Raw genomic sequence first — 18339 nt, 5'->3', positions numbered from 1 at the left:
GATGGTGGCTCCCCGTTTCGCCGTTCAGATGACAGGCAGCCCGATCCACTGTGGGTACCCGGCGGGGAGTATCGCCCAAACGATCGACGCCTGCGGCCCCGGTGCCGCCGACCTGCACGAAGGGCACGGCCATCGGTCATCGGGGGTGCGGACTGCACGCATCGATCGCGAGACGAAGATCCTCGATCCCGCCGTCGCGCGGCTGCACCGTTTCGCCGCGGAGTTCTTCCTGGCGATCCTGCGCCGCCCGCTGCTGTACGGCATGGTGATCGGCGACGTGCAGATCTGGGGCAAGCTGGTCGGCTCCGAGGCCGGCTACGACGGCGGCCGACACAACGCGATGATGGCGTCCTACATGGATGTCCTGGCGGCGCGAGGCTTGGTGCGCGCGGATCTGGCGACGCCGGAGCTGACCTACGCCTTCCAGTCCGTATTCGAAGGCTTCATCTACGCCGAACGCGCGGTCGCTTCAACGGGAACGCATGGCGAGCGGGCGCGACTGCTTTCGGCCACGGTCGAATCGGCGTTTTCCCGGCCGGGTACTCCCAACGCCGTGCTCGCCGATGAGGTCGCCGCGCTGCTATCCGGCCTGGTCTGATCCGCACACGAATCCCCCAACGGACAGCACCTTCTGCGCACGGCGTGCCCGCGCAGGCCAGTATTGCGTTGCTCCCAGTGTGATCAGGCCAATCAGACTGGCCTGTGCCGACGCCGCTGCCGTCCATCTCCGAATAACCGTCGCGCAGACCGAGCGTCACGGAGCGTGGCCGAACGGCACGGGATGGGGGATCCGGATGTGTCGATGAGCGCGCGTTTCCGGGGCACAGAACGATCGGCGGACGCCTACAGCTGCCTCCGTGCCTCCTCCACCCACCGGAGAACACCCTGTGCATCGCAGGCCTCCGCGACCGCACCCGCCTCCTCGACCAGCGCCAGCGCGTCGTCGCGTTGCCCCTCTTCGGCGGTCAGGTAGGCCAGCGCAAGCAAGCCCGCGGCGACGCCGGCTGAGAACCCGATCTCCCGGCGAAGCCGTACAGATTCCTCCAACTGCTCACGCGCCCTACTACTGGCTCCTGCGGCCATGTCCGCAAAGCCGAGGTGCCGAACCGCATACGACAGCGTCAGCTTGTCACCGGCTTGCGTCGCCAGCTCGTACGAACGTGCAAGAGGCGGAACCGCGCCGTGATGGTCACGCCTTACCACTTGGCGGAAGGTGCCGACCCAGAACAGCGCCTCGGCCTCGCCGCGCCCGTCCCCGAGCAGTTGATACAGCTGCGCCGCACGCTCGAACAGCGCTAGCTCGTGTGGATCTTCGTTACCGTCCTCAAGGAACCGCGCATGAAGGATCCGGCCACGGGCCAGGGCGAGATCTGCCTCGACTCCGTCCAGTTCCCGCTCGGCGATCCCCAGCGCGTCGCCGTCGCCGCCGAAGACGGCTCGTTCGTAGAGCAGCCGGGCGTGTTCGATTCGTTGTTCACCGCTCATCGCTGCCCCGTCTCCCAGCCCCGCCTGTCGATTGCGTATCGCCCAACGCGGATCCCTCGTGGTTGCATGCGTGCGCCCGGAGCCTAGATTGCCCGGCGGGGGGCTGGCCAGCCCTGGCCGAATGCTCGCTGATGCCGCTGTCGGCGCGCGGGCGGCGAGCAGAACACGACCCCGCGTACGCTGCCGTGGTGCAGATCGACTTGGTTGCCCTGATCGTCGACGAGTACGACCCTGCGATCGCGTTCTTCACCGACGTACTCGGCTTCGACCTCGTCGAGGACTCCCCATCGCTGACGAATGACAGGCGACCCAAGCGGTGGGTCGTCGTCCGGCCGCCGGGTGCCCAGACCGGAATTCTGCTCGCTCGCGCCGACGGAGAACACCAGCGTGCCGCTGTCGGTAACCAGGTAGCCGGCCGGGTCGGGTTCTTCCTCCGCGTCGACGACTTCGACGCCGTTTACCGGCGGATGACCGAGGCCGGCGTCACCTTCGTACGGGAACCGCGGACCGAGCCCTATGGCCGGGTCGCGGTCTTCCTCGACGTTGCCGGCAACCGGTGGGACCTCCTCGGCGCCATCTGAGGTCGCCGCACTTGCCAGCCGAGGCGCCAAAGATCACACATCCTGACCTGCCGCCGGCCGTGTGTCACGTTGAGTGACGGGCGTGGCGGCGTTCGACGCGCGGTCCTGCCGATGAGAGTGCGCACGACCGTCGGATCAGCGGTTCACTCGGCGGCATTGTGCAGCCAGGAGGGCCAGCCACAGCCATCCAACGGACACGCACAGCCGCTGCCACAGGCCCGCGACGGGGCTCCACGGATCGAGGCCGGCGAAACCCATCGTCGCGAACGCGAAGAGTACGGCGAAGGCCACCGCGCTCAGCGCCGAATACAGCGCGAACCACCTTGATCGGCGCCGCGCGAACGCGACGCTCGCGGTCAGCATGGCGAGGCTCAGCGCGGCGAAGCCGGGCAACGAGAAGGCCAGGTCGTGTAACCGGCCGTGCCAGGTGACAGGCGTTGTCGCCGTCGGGTAACCGGCCACGGGGTCGGTCACAAAAACTCCTGCACCGACGAGGCCTACGCCCCATACGGCCACCAGCAGTGGCAGGGCCAGCGCGCCCGGGCCTGGGCGCAGGGCCCGACGCAGGCCGATCGAGAACAGCACCACCAGCAGGCCGCAGACTACGAAGGTCGCGATCTGCTGCCAGCCTTGCCGTCCGAGTGCGAGAGAGCTGACCGGATGGCGTAGTGCGGAGTATTCGTGGCCTCTGAGAGCGCCTTCCATCAGGTATCCCGTAGTGAAGAGGGGGCCGGCGATGAGGCCTGCGACAAGAAGCCGGCCCGGGCGCGGGGGCGGCGGCTCAGGGGTGGCAGCAGCCACTGCTGTCAACGTCATGTCGTCAACCGTAGTTGACAGTCGGCCCGATCTGTCAACCGAGGTTGACAAGGCGCGGCCAAGTCTGCGGCGATGCCTGTGCCGAGGTGCTTGATACCTGTGTCCTCTTCTGCCGCTGACAAGGCGTGGCGTTCGTGAACGTGCGGAGCATCGCCCAGGCGTCGTGACCCGGATATGCCCGGTCGTGCCATGTTGTCGGAGCGGCGCCGCAGCAGTCGCGCCGCTGCTTGTCGACGACGCGGAGACGGCTCACCAGGTAGACCACGCATCGGTTGACATGCAGCGCGAAGACAAGCGTCGTCCGTTCACTGGCGCGCACGCTCGTGCCGCCGCCAGCGCACCGCAGGGCCCCGGGCACCTTCTGTCTTCTGCCCTCAGGTGGCAGGCAGAATGTATCGATGGCGACGATACGGTTGTTCGAGGATGCAGACGCTTCGGCCGTGGCCGGTTTGATCGAATGCTGTTTGCGTCAGGTCAACAGCCACGATTATCCAGCCGATGTCATCGAGCGGATGTGTGCCCACTTCTCACCGGCACGCATCAAGGAACTCGCCACGGAGAGACAGATGTTCGTCGCCGAGTGGGACGGAATCGCCGGCACGGTCTCCCGTGACGGCAACAAGGTCTACACCATGTTCGTGCACCCCCGGACCACCGGCCAGGGCATAGGGCGACGCTTGATGCGGCACATCGAGGCGCTGGCTGTGATCGACGGCTACGACTACATGGAGACCGGGGCCAGCATCACCGGGCACGGGTTCTACCACCGACTCGGCTATGTCGACGTCCGTACCAGCGAGACGGAATTCGGGCTCAACCACATTCTTCGCAGGCGCCTGACCTGATGAGCAGTCGGCGGGCAACCGGACGCGACGAGCGGATAACCGGCTCGGCAGGCGCGGCGCCGACGCTCGACGTGTCACCTGGCGTCCTCGAGGTGCCGCAGAGTCACGGGGCCCGGCCCGCATCCTCATTTCACCGCCTTCCGAGCGCCGGTCTGCGTCACGGCAATCAGCTGGCCAAGAGCTGGGAAACCTGAGCGAGGTCGGGCTGAGGAGCGCCGGCTACCATGGTCGCCCATGGCATCGACGCCAGGCCTCACCCTGGATCCCCAGATGTACCCCAGCCACATGCACGACCACGTTGCTCAGGCCGTACGGATCGCTCGCACCTCGAACGACGACTACCTCCGGCACCGAGTGGAGATCCAGGTCGTGCCCGAGCGATGACCGCGACCGGTCGACGCCATCCGGATGTGCCGCCTCCAGGGCTTGCGTCGACGAGCGGAGACGTCACACTCCACACGAGTCGCCATCTCGCCAGATTCGACGAGGGGCTTGTCGGGACGGTAGACCGTTGGCCGTTTGCTTTTCAACGGTGGCTGACGACGTTGACCACCCTGCCGGCCGGGGCGCGGACGAAGAAGCGCCGGGCGCCCCACTGCTCGTCGATGATCGGGTACACGATCTCTGCGTCCGTCGCGCGTACCGCCTCGTAGGCGGCGTCAACGTCATCGACCTCGACGCTGAGGTCCGGGTTGACGGAGGCCGCTGCATCCTTGGTGATGAGGATGACCTGGGCGGTGGGGTTGGACGGTGAGACCAAGTTGACCACCCAGCCCAGGTTCATTTCGTCCCGGAAGCCCAAAGCTGGGAGAAAGCCGCTGCTCCCGACCGGGTCGGCGGTGGTGATATCGGGTACGGCACGGCGAATCGTCATGCGGATCCTTGCCTGCGAAGTACTGGCTCGTACGGGTAGTGACCCCCGGCTCACGAGGCAACCAGGGCGGACGCTGCACAGCGCTCACACCTGGACGTGCCGCGGCATCCTGATCCGTCGCGTTCAACGCTGGCGAAATTCCGCCGTCCTGTGTCGACAGACGCGGATCACGGCTTACGGCGTAGTTCACGCAGCAATCCGTGCCGGCGCGCGGCCCACGCAAGTCGCCGGACGCTCGGATGCCGCACGAACAGCAACGCCGCCCTGCGGATCAGGCCGAGGCGGTTGTCGTTGACCTGGTTGTCGATCGCCTGCCAGATCAGCTCGCGCACCTTGGCGTTGCCCAGCACCGCCCGTACCTCACGACGCACCGCCGGATCCTCGGCCGCCGAAGCGATGGCGGCTGCCTGACCTGGCCGGTCCGCAAGCGGCTCCACCAGCGCCGCGACGAGCGGCCGGCGCACCTCGTCCTGCTCCAGCAGCAGCAACACGGCTTCCCGGATCTCCAGCGTGTCCAGGCCGGACCGCAGCAGGCTCAGCAGGCTGCTCTCCACCTCGTGGTCATGATCCGCAACGGACAGCGTGGCCAGCAGCACCGACACCTCGTCGAGATCGATGAGATGACGCACCCCGCTGCGGAATTCCGGCAGTCCCCACGCAACCTGCAGAGCCTTCACGAGATTGCGGTTCATGGGCCATCCGCTACCCGGAAGTGACAGCTGGCGAAACCTGACCGGAAGCCGGCCCGTGCTGAACAGCCCCGGGCCAGACGCCGGTACCGTGTACGCCGCGGTCGGGGCCGTGCGTCTGCCGACCACCGCCATCGAGGAGGGTCGGGACCGTCCTCGATGAGCGGCATCCTGGCCGACTGCTCCTATCGTCTGTCGCCGGCCTCACGGCCCGGCCTCACGTCAGGTGCCGGACGAAGAACCGGTTCCCGTCGTCCCCCTCGAACTGCGGGACGCCAGTGTGCCCGCCCATGTTGGCGTGCAGCGTCTTCTCGTTGGTGCCGAAGGCGTCGAACAGGTTCAGGGCCATCTGCCGGTCGTTTCCCTCGTCGTCCCACTGCAGCAGGACCTGCAGCGGAATGGTGACCTGCCGGGCCTCCTCGAACATGGTGCGGGGCACGAAGCTCCCGGCGAACAGGAGGGCTGCCGAGATGCGCGGCTCGACCACCGCCAGCCGGATGCCGATGGAGATCACCCCTCCCGCGTACCCGACGCGTCCGCCGATCTCGGGCAGCGAAAGAAGGGCGTCCAGGGCGGCACGCCACTCCGGCACCGCCTTCTCGACCAGCGGGAGGACCAACCGGTCGACGATCTCGTCGCCGACCGGTTCGCCGGCCTCCAGCGCCCGGCGCAGATCGGCCCGGGCCTCCTCGGCGGCGGCGGAACGGGGCCGGTCACCGCTCCAGGGGAGCTCGATGGTGGCCGCGGCGAAGCCCTCCGCCGCGCAGTGCCGGGCGCGGGCGAGCAGTCGGGGATACATCCGGTGCAGTCCGCCCGGGTGGCCGAGCAGGATCAGCGGGGCCGGTGCGGAGGCGGACCCGGGCGTCCACAGGAGGCCGGGGATCTCGCCGAGGGTGAACCTGCGTTCGAGGACGCCGTCGTCGAGGCGCTGTTGGGAGGTAAATCGCATGGTCGTGCCTTTCGGGAGTGCTCGTGAACGGCGCTCCCGGACGACCTATCGCCCGACCATGACCCCGGAGGGGAGCACCCATGTCGATACTGCGGTCACGGGTACCACCTCCTCGATCTCTCGCACGGCCGCCGGAAAGGTAGCAGTGGTCGCCGTGGCCCGCCAACGGGTTTTCGTTGGCCGGAAAGCGCTCGCGCCAGCGACGGGATGACCGTCGGGTGCGGGTGCTCGATCCTTCGGGGTGAGCCGTCCGGAGGCTCGGGAGCGCTAGGTCGGTCGGGTGGGTTCGCCGACTGGCTCACCGACACGGGCGGCCCGCGCGGCGCCCCAGTCGTACAGGGCCTGCAGCACCGGGGCCAGGCTGCGCCCCTCCTCGGTGAGCCGGTACTCGACCCGGGGTGGGGTGGTCTCGTGGGCGCGCCGCACGACGAGCCCGTCGGCCTCAAGCTCGCGCAGACGCTGGGTCAGCATCTTCTCGCTCACCCCAGGCATCCGGCGGCGCAGCTCGCCGTAGCGGTGCACGCCCTCCTTGAGATGGGCCAGGATCACCGGTCGCCACTTGCCGCCGATGACGTCGACGGCAAGCTCCACCGGGCAGTGGTATCGCCTGGGCATCGTGGGTCCCCTCAGGGTACGTACCGGAAGGTGCGTACTTGATCGCCGTCGCCGCTGCTGTTGGGCTGTACCCATGGTCATCGAATACATACGGTACCGCCTGCCGCAGGAGCGGTCGGACGGCTTCGAGGCGGCGTACGAGCGGGCCGCCGACGCGCTGCGCGCCGCGCCCCAGTGCGTGGACTACGAGCTGAGCCGCTGCCTGGACGACCCCACCTGCTACCTGCTGCGCATCACCTGGACATCGGTCGACGAGCACCTGGACGGTTTTCGGCGCGGCCCGGTGTTCGGGCGGTTCTTCGCCGCGATCAAGCCGTACGTCGAGGACATCGAGGAGATGCGGCACTACGCCCCGACCCCGGTTTCCGGCCCTGGCGGCGCCGCGCCGCCGACCCTGTACGAGTGGGCCGGCGGCACCGACGCGATCATGAAGCTCTGCGCGGCGTTCTACCGCCTGGTCCGCGCGGACGACCTGCTCGCACCGATGTTCGCGCGCATGGACCCCGACCACGCCCGGTACGTGGCGGTGTGGCTTGTCGAGGTCTTCGGCGGACCGGCGGCCTACACCGCGAAGCGTGGCGGCTACCGCCACATGCTCGGTCAGCACGTGGGCAAGGCGATCAGCGAGGCCCGACGTCGGCGGTGGGTCAACCTGATGATGGACGCCGCCGACGAGGTCGGCCTCCCCGACGATCCGGAGTTCCGCGCCGCCTTCGCGAGCTACCTCGAGTGGGGCACCCGGCTGGCGGTACGCAATTCCCAACCCGACGCGGACCCGATCCGGCAGGCCCCGGCGCCCCGGTGGGGCTGGGGTGTCGCCCCGCCTTACCCGGGGTGACCGGCAACCCGCCGGAATCCCTGCCTGCCGCCCCGGGTGTCACCTCGGGCATTCGTCCAGCCCGCCCAGCGGAAGAGCACTGTCCAGGTGTGCCACCGCGATGTAGCCGCGGTCCCCGACGATGTCGGTGCGGATCCAGAGGTCGTAGCCGTTCACCGACTCGCCGGTCGTCCCGCAGATCGCCCGGCCGAGAGTGCCGTCCGGCACCCGCCGGATCGCCTGGTCGCTGGTCGACGGCCCGCGCCGCAGCGCCACCGTGGGCTTGGCCTGGACGGCGACCAGTCTCCCGTCGCCGGGGACGAAGCGGTCCTGGAACTCGTTGCAGATGCGGATGGAGGACCCCATCCAGATGATGGTGTAGTCCTCGCCGCCGCGCCGTTGGCGGGTGGTGTTGAAGCAGTACGACGCCTGGTCCGCGTCGGGAGCCGCACCTCGGATGCGGAGCCCGAGGATCGCGGCCTGCTCGATGAGGAAGCAGAGGGCGGTGTCCGCGACCGCGCCCAGGCGACCGCGGACGACCGCGGCCAGCCCGACGGACCACCTGTTCTCCCGGCTGTGGTAGATGCGTACGGCGAGCCGGTCGGTCTGGTAGGCGCACTCGGCGACGTCGTTCACCTGGCCGAGCCGGTCCGCGAACCGACCGACGTTGCCGATGAACGTGGCCGCCTGGCGCCGGTCGGCGCCGGGCGGGACGAGCGCGGTGACCTGGGTGGCGAGGTCGAGGAAGGCCAGGCAGGGGTTGTCGATGGCGCGGTAGCCGTCGACGGCCGGCAGGACGGCGCCGGTGCGGGCGCCCGGCTCGGGACAGCCGCCCACGTCGAGCGGCACGGCGCCACCACCGCTGCGGGGTTCCGCAGCGGGATCGCGGGGCGACACGTCTGTGGTCCCGGGCCGGCAGGCGGTCAGCGAGGCGGCGGCGACCGTGGCGGTCGGCGCGGTGAGAAGGACGGACCGGCTTCGGTGTGCTGTCATGCCCTGCGGATCCCGTCGGGCCGCCCCTGATACAACCGTTTCCGCCGCTGCGGAGGAGCCGGATCAGCGGTCGGGACAGCGCGGGAACGGCGGGCGGGTGCCGGCGCCGATACAGATGAATCCGGCGGCCGCGGCGGCGGTGTGGGCGTCCTGGCGGCCGAGCGCGTGTTGTGCCTCGGCGAGGGCCGCAGCCGGGGAGTGGCCGGCGGCCAGTCGTTCATGGAAGGCGAGCATGACGGGGGTGGTGCTGGCGTCGGGTATGGGTAGTACGGAGGCGATGAGCTGGGCGGTGCCGCGGGCCAGGAACGCCACGCCCAGGCCCAGCAGTTCGTCGCCGGTGCGGACCACCGGGCGGCCGCTGTCGCAGGCGGCGAGGACCAGGGTGTGCGGCACCCGGGGCAGCCGCTCCACGTCGTAGATCATCAGGGGTCCGTCCGCGAGCGCGATGTCGGAGAAGAGGGGGTTCTCGGCGGAGAGACGGCCGTGCGCGGCGAGGTGCACCAGGCCCGACTGGGCGAGCGCGGCGCGAACCGCGTCGACCGACGCGTCGACGCCGACGAGAGACCTGCCGCCGTGTATCGCGGCGACCGCCGCCGCCTCCGCGGCGGCGGCCGGCAGCCGGGGGCCGGCGACGGCGGTCACCGCGCCGTTCGCGGGCGTGGCGTCCGTGGCCGGACGGCGGTGCTCGGCCAGGTGCCAGAGCGTCGCGGAGGGTGCCACGGTGACCGGTCGTCCGGCGCAGCGGGGCAGCAGCGACCAGGGCAGACTGTGCAGAGCGCCGGTCGGCACCACCACGAGGGGACGGTCGTCCAGCTCGGTCAGCGGCGCGAGGAGCAGCGCGTCGAGCCGCCCGGCGCTGGCTCGCAGCAACTGCGTCGCGGCGGTCAGCGCCGCCGCCCCCGAGGCGCGCAGGACGTGGCGGCGTAGGGCGAAGGTGACGCGTTCGATGAGGTCGGCCACCTCGGCCGTGGTTCCGAGACAGCGGACCCGTACCCGTCCGTCCACGATCGTGATCGCGTGCAGGGCTCCGTCGTGGCGAACGTACTCAACGAGCGCGCAGTGGCCCAGCGCGGCGGCGAGCTGCCGCGGCGTCACCGGCTGCGGCGGCGCACCGATGTGCGCGCCGCCGAGGTGCCGGCTCCGGTCCCGGATCCGACGCTCCAGCGTCGCCTGCCGGGCGAGCAGCGGCGCCGGTGCGGCCGCCGGGTCGGCCAGGTCCCGGGTCACCGACCGCAGTCTGGCCAGCAGTGCGGTCAGCTCGGGGTCCTCGGGCGGTCGTACCGGGGCGGCCAGCAGTTGACTGGCTCGCGCCCGCTCGGACCATTCGAGCAGATGGTGCGGGTGTCCGGTCTCGAAGGCGACCTGGAGCCCGAGCGCGGTCAGGTCGGCGCGGTGCGCCGCGGCGTGGACGCGAAGGTCGGTGGCGCCCATGGCCGCACTGTGCTCGTCGAGGATCCGCAGCCCGGTTCGAGCAGCCGAGAGGACGCCGTTGCGGTCGCCGGCGACCCGCCGCCGCAGTCCTCTCGCGTACCAGCCGCGGGCGCGGACCAGCGCTGGTCCGCGCGTGGCGGACGTGGCGGCGGCACGTCGGAGGTAGTCCGCACTGCGGTCGGCACCTCCGGCGCGGCGGCCGGTGCTCACCTGTGCCGCGACGATGGCGGCGTCGAGCGCCGCCCCGGGCCAGCCCGCCGCCTCCAGCGTGGTGACCATGGCTTCGAGTACCGGCGCCGGCGGGCGCGGGCGAGCACCCGTGGCCAGCCGCGCGCGGAGTACCCAGAGTCGGGCCATCTCGGCCCACTCCGGCCGGTCCTGCGTACGGAACCGGCGCATCGCGGTTCGGGCCTGCTGGAGGGCCGCGGCGGGGTCGCCGGCGAGCAGGTTGGCCTGGGTCAGCAACAACTGCACCTCGGGCACCTTGAGCGAGCGCTTCTCGCGGCGGTAGGCCGCGACGGCGTGGGTCGCGGCGGTGTTCGCCTCGGCGACCAGTCCCACGGAGAGCAGCAGTTCGGCCCGGTCCTGGTACAGGGTGCCGAGCTGAGCGCCGTGCGCGGCGATGATCCGCTCCGCCCGGTCGAGGTGCCGTAGGGCGGCGGGTACGTCTCCGCGGAGGGTCTCCATCATGCCGAGGTTGTTGGCGATCAGGCCGATGGTCAGCCGCCGGCCGAGCTGCCGGGCCAGCGTCTCGGCCTCGCGCAGGTCCCGTTCGGCGGTGGCGAAGGCGTGCCGGTCGGAGTGGACCAGCGCCCGGTTGATGAGCATCCGCTGCACGCCGAGCAGGTCGCCGTGACGGCGCAGCACCCGCAGCGCCGCCTCGAACTCGGTCAGCGCCTCGTCGAGGCGGCCGATCACGTGCAGCACGATCGCCCGCTGTGCCCGGGCGCGGGCCGCCGAGACCCCGTGCAGGTGCGGCAGCGCGGCGTCGATCTCGCGTAGCGCGGCCCGTGGCCGGCCGGCCTGGAGCACGGCGAAGGCGAGCTTCTGCCGGGCCTCCGCGGTCAGGTGCGGTGAGCCCGCCCGCACACCCCAGGCGGCCGCCCGGCTGAGGTGGCGGGCCGCGTCGTCCACCTCGCCGACGTGCAGCAGCGCATGACCCCAGGCGCGCTCGGCCGTGGAGGCCGCCGCCGGGTGGGACGCCCGTACGGCCCCGCGCACGGCACGCGCAGCCAGGGGCAGGCCGGAGGCCGGATCCTGGTCCACCGCCGCCAGCGCGGCCAGGGCCCCGGCCATCGCACCGTGCGGGTCGGGCAGCGGGTCGGCGTCCCCGACGGCCGGGGGCGCGTACGGCGGAGGCTGTATCACGGGCTGCCCTCGTGGATCCATCAGAGAAACGTGGCATGTTCGTGACGCGGCGACAGCTGTCCAGGAAGGACAATATCGAGATGTCGCAGGACTCGGTGTCGGGATCTCATCACCTCGACCAACTCGTCGTGGACGTCCAACACCTGGAACCCGTCGAGGCCCTGCTGGGCGAGCTGGGCGTCCAGTACGCCGAGCAGGCCCCGGAGGACCGGGACGACCTGCTCGGCCTCGCCCGGCTCCGCGAGCTCCGGGACGCCGGCGGGGGAGACCTGGACGTGGGCGAGGTGCTCGCGCTGCTGCGCCAGCGGGCGGCCGCGGAACGGGATGGCTGGCAGCCGATGATCGGCAAGAACCGGGTGGTCGACGCCGTGATCGGCGAGGGCCACAAGCCGATGTCGGCGATCGGGGCGGTCGCGGTGAGCGGCCACAAGCCGATGGCCGGGGCGGAGCCGAAACCGGTCGGCGCCGGCGAGGTGACGCTCGCCTCCGGCGGCACCCCGGAAGCCGGGCGCGGCGTCCGGGTGGGCCTCGTGGACACCCCGCTCGCGCCGCCCGCGCCCGGGACCGACGAGGACCCGTTGCCGTTCCGGGCGGGGCACGCGACGTTCGTCGCCAGTCTGATCCGGCGGCAGGCGCCAGCGGCGGAGCTGCACGTCGAGGGCGTCCTCGACGCCGCCACCGGTCGCGCGGACTCGTGGGACGTGGCGCGGGCGATCGTCCGGCTGGCCCGTGACCAGCAGCTCGACCTGCTCAACCTCTCCCTCGGCTGCTACACGATCGCCGGCGGGCCGCCGCTGGTCATCGCGCGCGCCATCGAGCGGCTCGGCGCCGGCGTACTCGTCGTGGCGGCGGCCGGCAACCACGGCGCGTTGGCGTATCTCACCGCCGGCCGCACCAGAAGCTCCGCCTGCTGGCCCGCGGCGGTGGCCCCCACGGTGGCTGTCGGCGCGGTCGACCAGGACGGGAGCGTTCCCGAGTGGAGCCCGATCCTGCCCTGGGTGACCTGCTCGGCGCCGGGGGTGGGCGTGGCCGGCGAGTACCTGACCGGGATGGTCCGGCTCGGCGACGGCGGCGTCCAGCGCTTCACCGGCCAAGCCCAGTGGAGCGGCACCTCCTTCGCCGCGGCGACCGTCACCGGCGCGATCGCCGCCCGGACGGTACCCGGATCGGCGACTCCCCGGCAGGCGCTCGACGACCTCCTCACGGAGGGCACCCTGATACGCCGGTCACCCCATGCGTGACGACCCCGCGGTGGTGGACCTCGTCCGGCGCGCCCGGGCCGGCGACGCCGCGGCCTGGGACGGCATCGTCGAGCGGTACGCCGCCCTGGTGTGGTCGGTGTGCCGACGCTACGGGCTGACCGGCAGCGACGCCGACGACGTCGGCGGGAGCGTCTGGCTGAGGCTGGTCGAGCACCTCGACACGCTGCGCGAACCGGCCGCCCTGCCCGGCTGGCTCGCCTCGACGACCCAGCGCGAGTGCCTGCACCTGCTGCGCGCCAGGAAACGGCAGGTGCCTGTCGACGACGCGCAGCTCGGCGCCGAGCCGTACGGCGCCGAGGAGCCGGCCGGTCCGGACAGCGCCCTGCTGGTGCGGGAGCGTCGGCACGCGCTCCGCGTGGCCTTCGGCGAGCTGCCGGTTCGCTGCCGTCGGCTGCTGGGCATGCTCTTCGCCGACCCGCCGGCCTCGTACGCCGAGATCGGTGACGCCCTCGGCATCCCGGTGGGAGCGATCGGGCCTAACCGCGGCCGCTGTCTGGACCGGCTGCGGCGCAGCCCGGCGCTGGCCGCCCTCGAGCTGACCCGGCCGGGCGGGCCATGATGGACGACATGACCGACGAGCAGGGCTGGTGGCGCGACGACGACCGCCTCCTCACCGAGCTGGGCGCCGCGGTCCAGGAGGGCCGGCAGGTGCCCGAGTCCTTCGTCCGCGCGGGGAAGGCCGCCTACGCCTGGCGTACCGTCGACGCCGAGCTGGCCGAGCTGCGGCTCGACTCCCGGCTCGCCGAGCCCGAGCCCGTGGGGCTGCGCGGTGAGCCGTCCGGCCCGGGCAGCGGGCCGCGCGCGCTGAGCTTCACCGCGAGCGGCCTCGCCATCGAGGTCGAGATACATCCGGACGCGATACGGGGCCAGCTCGTCCCGGCCCAGCCCGGCGTGGTGCGGATCCGGGACGCCGAGGGTGCGACCGGCGAGGTTCCGGTCGACGAGTTCGGCTGGTTCGTGGTCGGGACGGTTCCGGTCGTCCCGTTCCGGCTGCAGGCGCGTACCGAAGCGGGCATGGCCGTGATCACCGACTGGATCATGCCGTAGTCGCTCGCCCGTAGCGCCGACGCGAGCGCCGTGGCGCCTTTTTGACATCCGCTGTATCAATCCTCCGCTCCGCCCCTCCGGCATGTGACGAACCAACGTGCCGCGGGAGTCGACCGCCTGCGGCCGCCTCGGAGGAGGAGCACTGTGAGCGATCCCGCACGCGCCATGAGCAAGGAGGACGCGTTCGCCGAACTGCTCGAGCTGCAGTCGAGCGACGTGATCCGGCTGGAGGGGTTCGGCAGCCCGGCGGGTGTGAGCCTGGACGGGTGGGACGGCACCGAGCTGGCGGCCGGCAACGTCGCCGGCGTGGTGGTCCGGTACCTGGCCTCCGGCACCGCCACCTTCGGCGAACCGAGCGCCCCGGGCGCACCTGACCGGCTGGATCCCCGTAACGCGCTGGCTCTGGTCCGGCTCTGCCAGTGGCTGTCGGGGACCTACAACGTCGTCGAGCTGTACCACCTCGGGATCGCCGGCGGGGGAGTGGACCACCAGGGCCGGCCGCGCACCGACTGCCACGGTCAGGGCCGCGCGGTGGACCTCGTCGGCGTCAAGGGCGTCGCGGAGGACGGCGCGGAGTGGATCCTCACGGTCCACGACGACTGGGGCACCGTGTCGACCGCGGCCACACCCGGTGGCGCGTGGCCCGCCGGCACCGGGCCGGCCACCTCGTACCGGCTGGACGACGAGGCCGCCGACCCGTTCGTGCAGGACTTCTGGCGGGCCCTCTACGAGTTCATCGCCACCGAGTGGCAGGACCGCTCGGCCGGCCCCGACGGGCTCGACACCCCGACCGCCATCGGGGAGCGCAGCTTCGTGATGCACCCCGACCACCCGGCGACCGCCCCCGGTACCGCGCACGGGCGCGAGGCGCACCACAACCACCTGCACATGCAGATCGGCGTGACCGGAACGGAGGCCTGACGATGCGGAACCTGATCACGTGCGACGCGCGACTGCAACCGTCCGCGGTAGCGGCCACATTCGAGGAGGCGATGCTGCAGGACGTCCTGCCCAACGCCGGCGACGACGGGTCGCTGCCGCCCGGAACACTGTTCGTCCGCAGCCTCTACCGGGCGGCCGGCGACGGGTTCCCGCCGGAGTACCGGTGCCTGGTGATCACCACCCTGGGCTGCAACGGCGGCTTCTTCGGCATGCGCCGCCGGATGCACCTGCTGGGCGCGGAGATCGACGAGCCACAGACCCGGCCGCTGGCGGGCGCCCTGCCCGACGACGAGACGGCGCTGCGGAAGCTGGGCAGCCGCACGCTGGTGACGCTCACCGTCCGGATCCCGCTGCGGCTCATCCAGGAGGAGTTCGAGAAGGAGTTGCTGGCCGCACTCGGCGGTGAGGTCGGCGTCGCCACGAGGGTGAACAACGTGACCGCCGCGCTCTGGACCCGGGACGACACCGTGGTGTCCGGCCGTGTCGAGTACCAGGTCGCCGCGTTCGGCGCGTTTCTCCGGCCGCAGCTGCGCGACGACACCCTGAAGCAGATCAGAACTGCTGGCGGCGACGTCGTCGAGTCGCGGGTGTTCCACCACGTCGGCACGGTCGCCGGCGACGAGCCGACCCCGACCGCGACGGCGGGGTGACGACGATGGAGAAGCTCTGCGGGTTCGTCGCCCCCTCCGGCGTCAAGGCGTACTTCTTCACCGGCGACCGGTACATCAGGTACGACATCGAACGGGACAGCATCGACGACGGCTACCCGCTGCGGATCGGCGACCAATGGCCGGGACTGTTCGACAGGGACATCGACGCCGCCCTGCCGTGGAGCGACGGCACGGTGTTCTTCTTCCGCGGCGAGCAGTGCCTGTCGTACGACCTGGAGAACGGCGCGGTGCGGGACGGACCGCGCCCGATCGCCGACGTCTGGCCCGGCCTGTTCCCGTCCGGGGTGGACGCCGCGGTGCTCTGGGGCAGCGGAAACGCCTACTTCTTCCGCGGTGGGCTGTACCAGCGGTTCGACGGCGCCACCGGCCAGATCGACCCCGAACAGCGGCCGATCGCCGAGGACTGGCCCGGCATCTTCCCGGGCGGGATCGAGACGGCGCTGTGGTGGCCCAGCGGCAATCCGTACTTCTTCGCGGGCGACCAGTACGCGCGGCACGACCCGGACAGCGGCGCGCTGGTCGAGGAGTACCCGAGATCCATCAGCGACTGGCCCGGACTGCCGATCGGCCCCCTGGCCGCGCCGACACCCACCGGCCCGGTCGAGACGCCGGCCGGCAGGGCGGTGTCGGTCCGGGAGGTCTTTCCCGGGTTCAGCGCGGACTTCGAGGGTCGCCTGCCCTATCTGTACCAGGACATCAAGGGCCTCGTGACGATCGGCGTGGGCAACCTCGTCGACGCGCCGGAGGAGGCGGCGGCCCTGCCGTTCGTGCACAAGGACAGCCGGACCCCGGCCACGCACGACGAGATCGTCGCCGAGTGGCACATGATCAAGAACGCCCCCGACCTGGCCCGCAAGGGACACCTCGCAGCCAAGAAGATCCACAACCTGGAGCTGCCCGACGCGGCGATCGACGACCTCGTCCGCCGCCGCTTCGACGTCAACGAGGCGCGGCTGGCCGCCTTCTTTCCCGGCTGGGCGCAGTGGCCCGCCGACGCCCGGCTCGGCGCGCACAGCATCGCCTGGGCGGGAGCCTTCTTCCCCAACCGGTGGCCGACCTTCACCGCCGCCGCCAACGCCGGGGACTGGCTGGCCGCGGCCGCCGAGTCGCACCTGCGCGAGGACGGCAACCCCGGCGTCGCCCCGCGCAACCGGGCCAACCAGCGGCTGTTCGCCAACGCGGCCGCCGTCGTCGCACGCGGCCTCGACCCCACCCTCATCTACTACCCGGCAACCCTGTGAACGACTCGTGGTGAAGGTCGTCTCGGGGCCGTCGGCCCCGGACGGCTTCACTGGTAAGGAGATCGGCAATGTCTGCCCAAGAACGCAATATCCCGTTCCGCGACGGAATGGCACTCGGTTACGGCGTCGACGACCTGACCGGCGGGGTCGGTTCACTGCGCGCCGTGGACTTCACGGTCGCGACGGCCGCCGAGGGCGACGACGGAATGGGCGCTGACTACGACACATCGCTGACCTACACCGCCGAGCAGATGTACAACTCCCTGGGAATCAGCGTCAGCGCCGAAGGGCGCTACGGCCTGACGAGTGTCGAAGGGAAGTTCTCGTTCGCGGAGAAGTCCCGCTTCGACTCGACCTCGACCTTCCTGGTCGCCCGCGCCGACGTCACGAACGCCTTCAAGCGGGTCGAGCAGCCCATGCCCGTCGAGGACGCGCGGGCTCTGGTCGCCAGCGGCAGGATGGACGTGTTTCGCAAGCGGTACGGCGATCTGTTCATCCGCGGCGTCAAGAGCGGCGGCGAGTACTTCGCCGTCCTGGCGATCACGTCGAAGAGCACCGAGAACCAGCGCGAGCTGGGCGTGGCACTCAAGGCGAGCTTCGACGGCGTCGCGGCCGGAGGCTCGGTGAGCGCCTCGCTGCAGAGCACGGTGTCCGAGCTGCGACGGGTGTGTGACGTCCGGGTGTCGGTCTACCAACGCGGTGGATCGGGAGAACAGATCTCCTACACCGGAGACGTCGACGCCGTGATGGCCCGGCTCAAGACCTTCGCGTCGTCGATCCAGGAGAACCCGCGCGCCTACTCGGTACAGCTGGCGCCGTACGACACGTTGATCTTCGAGGACAGTCCGAACTGGTTCGACATCCAACTCCAGCGCGACGTGCTCGACGACAGCCTGAAGAAGCGGCTGGAGCTCCTCACGATCCGCAACGATCTCGATCTGGTCATGCTCCATCCCGAGTACTTCGACTCGCCGCCGGACCGGGCGACGCTCACCGAGTGGGGCGTAGCGGTCACCGAGACGCTGAACCGGCTGAACCGACATGTTTCGCGGGTGATCGACGACCTCTCGGCCGCCGAGTACTTCGCGTTGGAGCTTCCCGGCGGTCTGCTGATTCCCCCGCGACTACAGCACAGCAGCACGCAGGCGGAGATCTTCACCCACGCCGGCTACGCCGCGGAGTGGCAGGGCATCCCCGGTCGGTCACAGAAGCTCACGCCCGGTTGGTACGACGACGCCAAGGGGCAGATTCTGGTCGGCAACGACCAGATCAGCGGTCTGAAGGTGCCCGAAGGGCTGGCGGTCAGGGCCTACGAGCATGGCTGGTTCCAGGGCGCCTTCATCGACTTCACCGCCGACGCGCCGGCGGTGCCGATGGAATGGAACGACCGCATCTCGTCCCTGGTGGTCTACCCGGTCGCCGACGGGCCGCCCAAGGTCAGCCACGTCGTCGCGCTCGACTCTCTGTGGAACCGTCAGCTGGTCCTGCAGATCGGCGGCTACCCCGACCTCGGCGCGACCTCGCTCGGCGCCCGGACGATCAGCACTCTGCTGGTGCCCCGAGGTCTTGTCGCCAGGCTCTGGGACGCACCGAACTTCCAGGGAAACTCCGTCGAGTTTCTCGCCGACGTCCTGACGCTGCCGCCCGAGTGGGACAACCGCGCCGCGTCAATAGAGATATTCGAGTACGACGATGCCCCGAACCGCTGACCGG

20 protein-coding genes are annotated in these 18339 nt (G+C 71.0%); 12 read left to right on the top strand and 8 right to left on the bottom strand.

The genetic code is table 11. The annotated features are described in order from the left end of the window. Position 1: 1 nt before the first annotated feature. Positions 2–598 (top strand): hypothetical protein, encoded by a 597-nt coding sequence (locus ACTMSW_RS26275; protein ID WP_441183366.1) that lies wholly within the window; start codon positions 2–4, stop codon positions 596–598. 245 nt (positions 599–843) lie between these two features. Here ACTMSW_RS26275 and ACTMSW_RS26270 read toward each other — a convergent pair whose 3' ends face one another. Then, positions 844–1485: a tetratricopeptide repeat protein gene (locus ACTMSW_RS26270; RefSeq protein WP_441183365.1), complete on the bottom strand. Its 642-nt coding sequence runs from the start codon at positions 1483–1485 to the stop codon at positions 844–846. 185 nt (positions 1486–1670) lie between these two features. Between ACTMSW_RS26270 and ACTMSW_RS26265 the strand changes: the two genes are divergently transcribed. Further along, positions 1671–2066 carry a VOC family protein gene (locus ACTMSW_RS26265; protein ID WP_441183364.1) on the top strand — a complete coding sequence of 132 codons (396 nt, stop codon included), beginning with the start codon at positions 1671–1673 and terminating at the stop codon, positions 2064–2066. Between the two features lie 135 nt (positions 2067–2201). Here ACTMSW_RS26265 and ACTMSW_RS26260 read toward each other — a convergent pair whose 3' ends face one another. Next, on the bottom strand, positions 2202–2882 hold the full coding sequence (locus ACTMSW_RS26260; protein WP_441183363.1) for a DUF998 domain-containing protein: 681 nt from the start codon (positions 2880–2882) through the stop codon (positions 2202–2204). A 398-nt stretch (positions 2883–3280) separates the two neighbouring features. Between ACTMSW_RS26260 and ACTMSW_RS26255 the strand changes: the two genes are divergently transcribed. After that, on the top strand, positions 3281–3727 hold the full coding sequence (locus ACTMSW_RS26255; protein ID WP_441183362.1) for a GNAT family N-acetyltransferase: 447 nt from the start codon (positions 3281–3283) through the stop codon (positions 3725–3727). Positions 3728–3961: 234 nt separating this feature from the next. Continuing rightward, the gene (locus ACTMSW_RS26250) at positions 3962–4111 is read left to right on the top strand and encodes a hypothetical protein (protein WP_441183361.1); all 150 of its coding nucleotides are present in this window, start codon (positions 3962–3964) and stop codon (positions 4109–4111) included. A 142-nt stretch (positions 4112–4253) separates the two neighbouring features. On the opposite strand, the gene ACTMSW_RS26245 is transcribed toward ACTMSW_RS26250, so the two are convergent. The 4 genes from ACTMSW_RS26245 to ACTMSW_RS26230 form a co-directional block, all read right to left on the bottom strand. Next, on the bottom strand, positions 4254–4601 hold the full coding sequence (locus ACTMSW_RS26245; RefSeq protein ID WP_441183360.1) for a VOC family protein: 348 nt from the start codon (positions 4599–4601) through the stop codon (positions 4254–4256). Between the two features lie 167 nt (positions 4602–4768). Further along, on the bottom strand, positions 4769–5293 hold the full coding sequence (locus ACTMSW_RS26240) for a hypothetical protein (RefSeq protein ID WP_441183359.1): 525 nt from the start codon (positions 5291–5293) through the stop codon (positions 4769–4771). Positions 5294–5507: 214 nt separating this feature from the next. Beyond that, on the bottom strand, positions 5508–6239 hold the full coding sequence (locus ACTMSW_RS26235) for an alpha/beta hydrolase (protein WP_441183358.1): 732 nt from the start codon (positions 6237–6239) through the stop codon (positions 5508–5510). Between the two features lie 267 nt (positions 6240–6506). Beyond that, entirely contained in the window at positions 6507–6854 is a 348-nt protein-coding gene (locus ACTMSW_RS26230; RefSeq protein WP_441183357.1) for a winged helix-turn-helix transcriptional regulator, read from the bottom strand. 73 nt (positions 6855–6927) lie between these two features. Here ACTMSW_RS26230 and ACTMSW_RS26225 point away from each other — a divergent pair, with 73 nt between their 5' ends. Beyond that, positions 6928–7692 (top strand): group II truncated hemoglobin, encoded by a 765-nt coding sequence (locus ACTMSW_RS26225; RefSeq protein ID WP_441183356.1) that lies wholly within the window; start codon positions 6928–6930, stop codon positions 7690–7692. A 39-nt stretch (positions 7693–7731) separates the two neighbouring features. On the opposite strand, the gene ACTMSW_RS26220 is transcribed toward ACTMSW_RS26225, so the two are convergent. Together ACTMSW_RS26220 and ACTMSW_RS26215 are read right to left on the bottom strand one after the other, a co-directional pair. Continuing rightward, positions 7732–8664: a hypothetical protein gene (locus ACTMSW_RS26220; RefSeq protein WP_441183355.1), complete on the bottom strand. Its 933-nt coding sequence runs from the start codon at positions 8662–8664 to the stop codon at positions 7732–7734. 63 nt (positions 8665–8727) lie between these two features. Continuing rightward, a complete protein-coding gene (locus ACTMSW_RS26215; protein ID WP_441183354.1) occupies positions 8728–11463 on the bottom strand; it encodes a CHAT domain-containing protein in 2736 nt (911 codons plus the stop codon). An 80-nt stretch (positions 11464–11543) separates the two neighbouring features. Here ACTMSW_RS26215 and ACTMSW_RS26210 point away from each other — a divergent pair, with 80 nt between their 5' ends. From ACTMSW_RS26210 to ACTMSW_RS26180, 7 genes are all read left to right on the top strand, one after another. Further along, entirely contained in the window at positions 11544–12704 is a 1161-nt protein-coding gene (locus ACTMSW_RS26210; protein WP_441183353.1) for a S8 family peptidase, read from the top strand. After that, the gene (locus ACTMSW_RS26205) at positions 12697–13284 is read left to right on the top strand and encodes an RNA polymerase sigma factor (RefSeq protein WP_441183352.1); all 588 of its coding nucleotides are present in this window, start codon (positions 12697–12699) and stop codon (positions 13282–13284) included. Before ACTMSW_RS26210 ends, ACTMSW_RS26205 begins: the two co-directional genes overlap by 8 nt. A gap of 8 nt (positions 13285–13292) precedes the next feature. Next, positions 13293–13772, top strand: coding sequence for a hypothetical protein (locus ACTMSW_RS26200; RefSeq protein ID WP_441183351.1), 480 nt, complete (start codon positions 13293–13295; stop codon positions 13770–13772). 144 nt (positions 13773–13916) lie between these two features. Then, positions 13917–14693, top strand: coding sequence for a hypothetical protein (locus ACTMSW_RS26195; protein WP_441183350.1), 777 nt, complete (start codon positions 13917–13919; stop codon positions 14691–14693). A 2-nt stretch (positions 14694–14695) separates the two neighbouring features. Continuing rightward, on the top strand, positions 14696–15364 hold the full coding sequence (locus ACTMSW_RS26190; RefSeq protein ID WP_441183349.1) for a hypothetical protein: 669 nt from the start codon (positions 14696–14698) through the stop codon (positions 15362–15364). A gap of 5 nt (positions 15365–15369) precedes the next feature. Continuing rightward, on the top strand, positions 15370–16626 hold the full coding sequence (locus tag ACTMSW_RS26185; RefSeq protein ID WP_441183348.1) for a hemopexin repeat-containing protein: 1257 nt from the start codon (positions 15370–15372) through the stop codon (positions 16624–16626). Positions 16627–16694: 68 nt separating this feature from the next. Next, a complete protein-coding gene (locus ACTMSW_RS26180; RefSeq protein WP_441183347.1) occupies positions 16695–18335 on the top strand; it encodes an MAC/perforin domain-containing protein in 1641 nt (546 codons plus the stop codon). The last annotated feature ends 4 nt before the right edge of the window (positions 18336–18339 follow it).

The sequence above is a fragment of the Micromonospora sp. BQ11 genome (assembly GCF_052068135.1).
Lineage (GTDB): Bacteria > Actinomycetota > Actinomycetes > Mycobacteriales > Micromonosporaceae > Micromonospora.
Note: the sequence above shows the minus strand (reverse complement) of the source record. Positions and strands in the feature narration are given on the sequence as shown.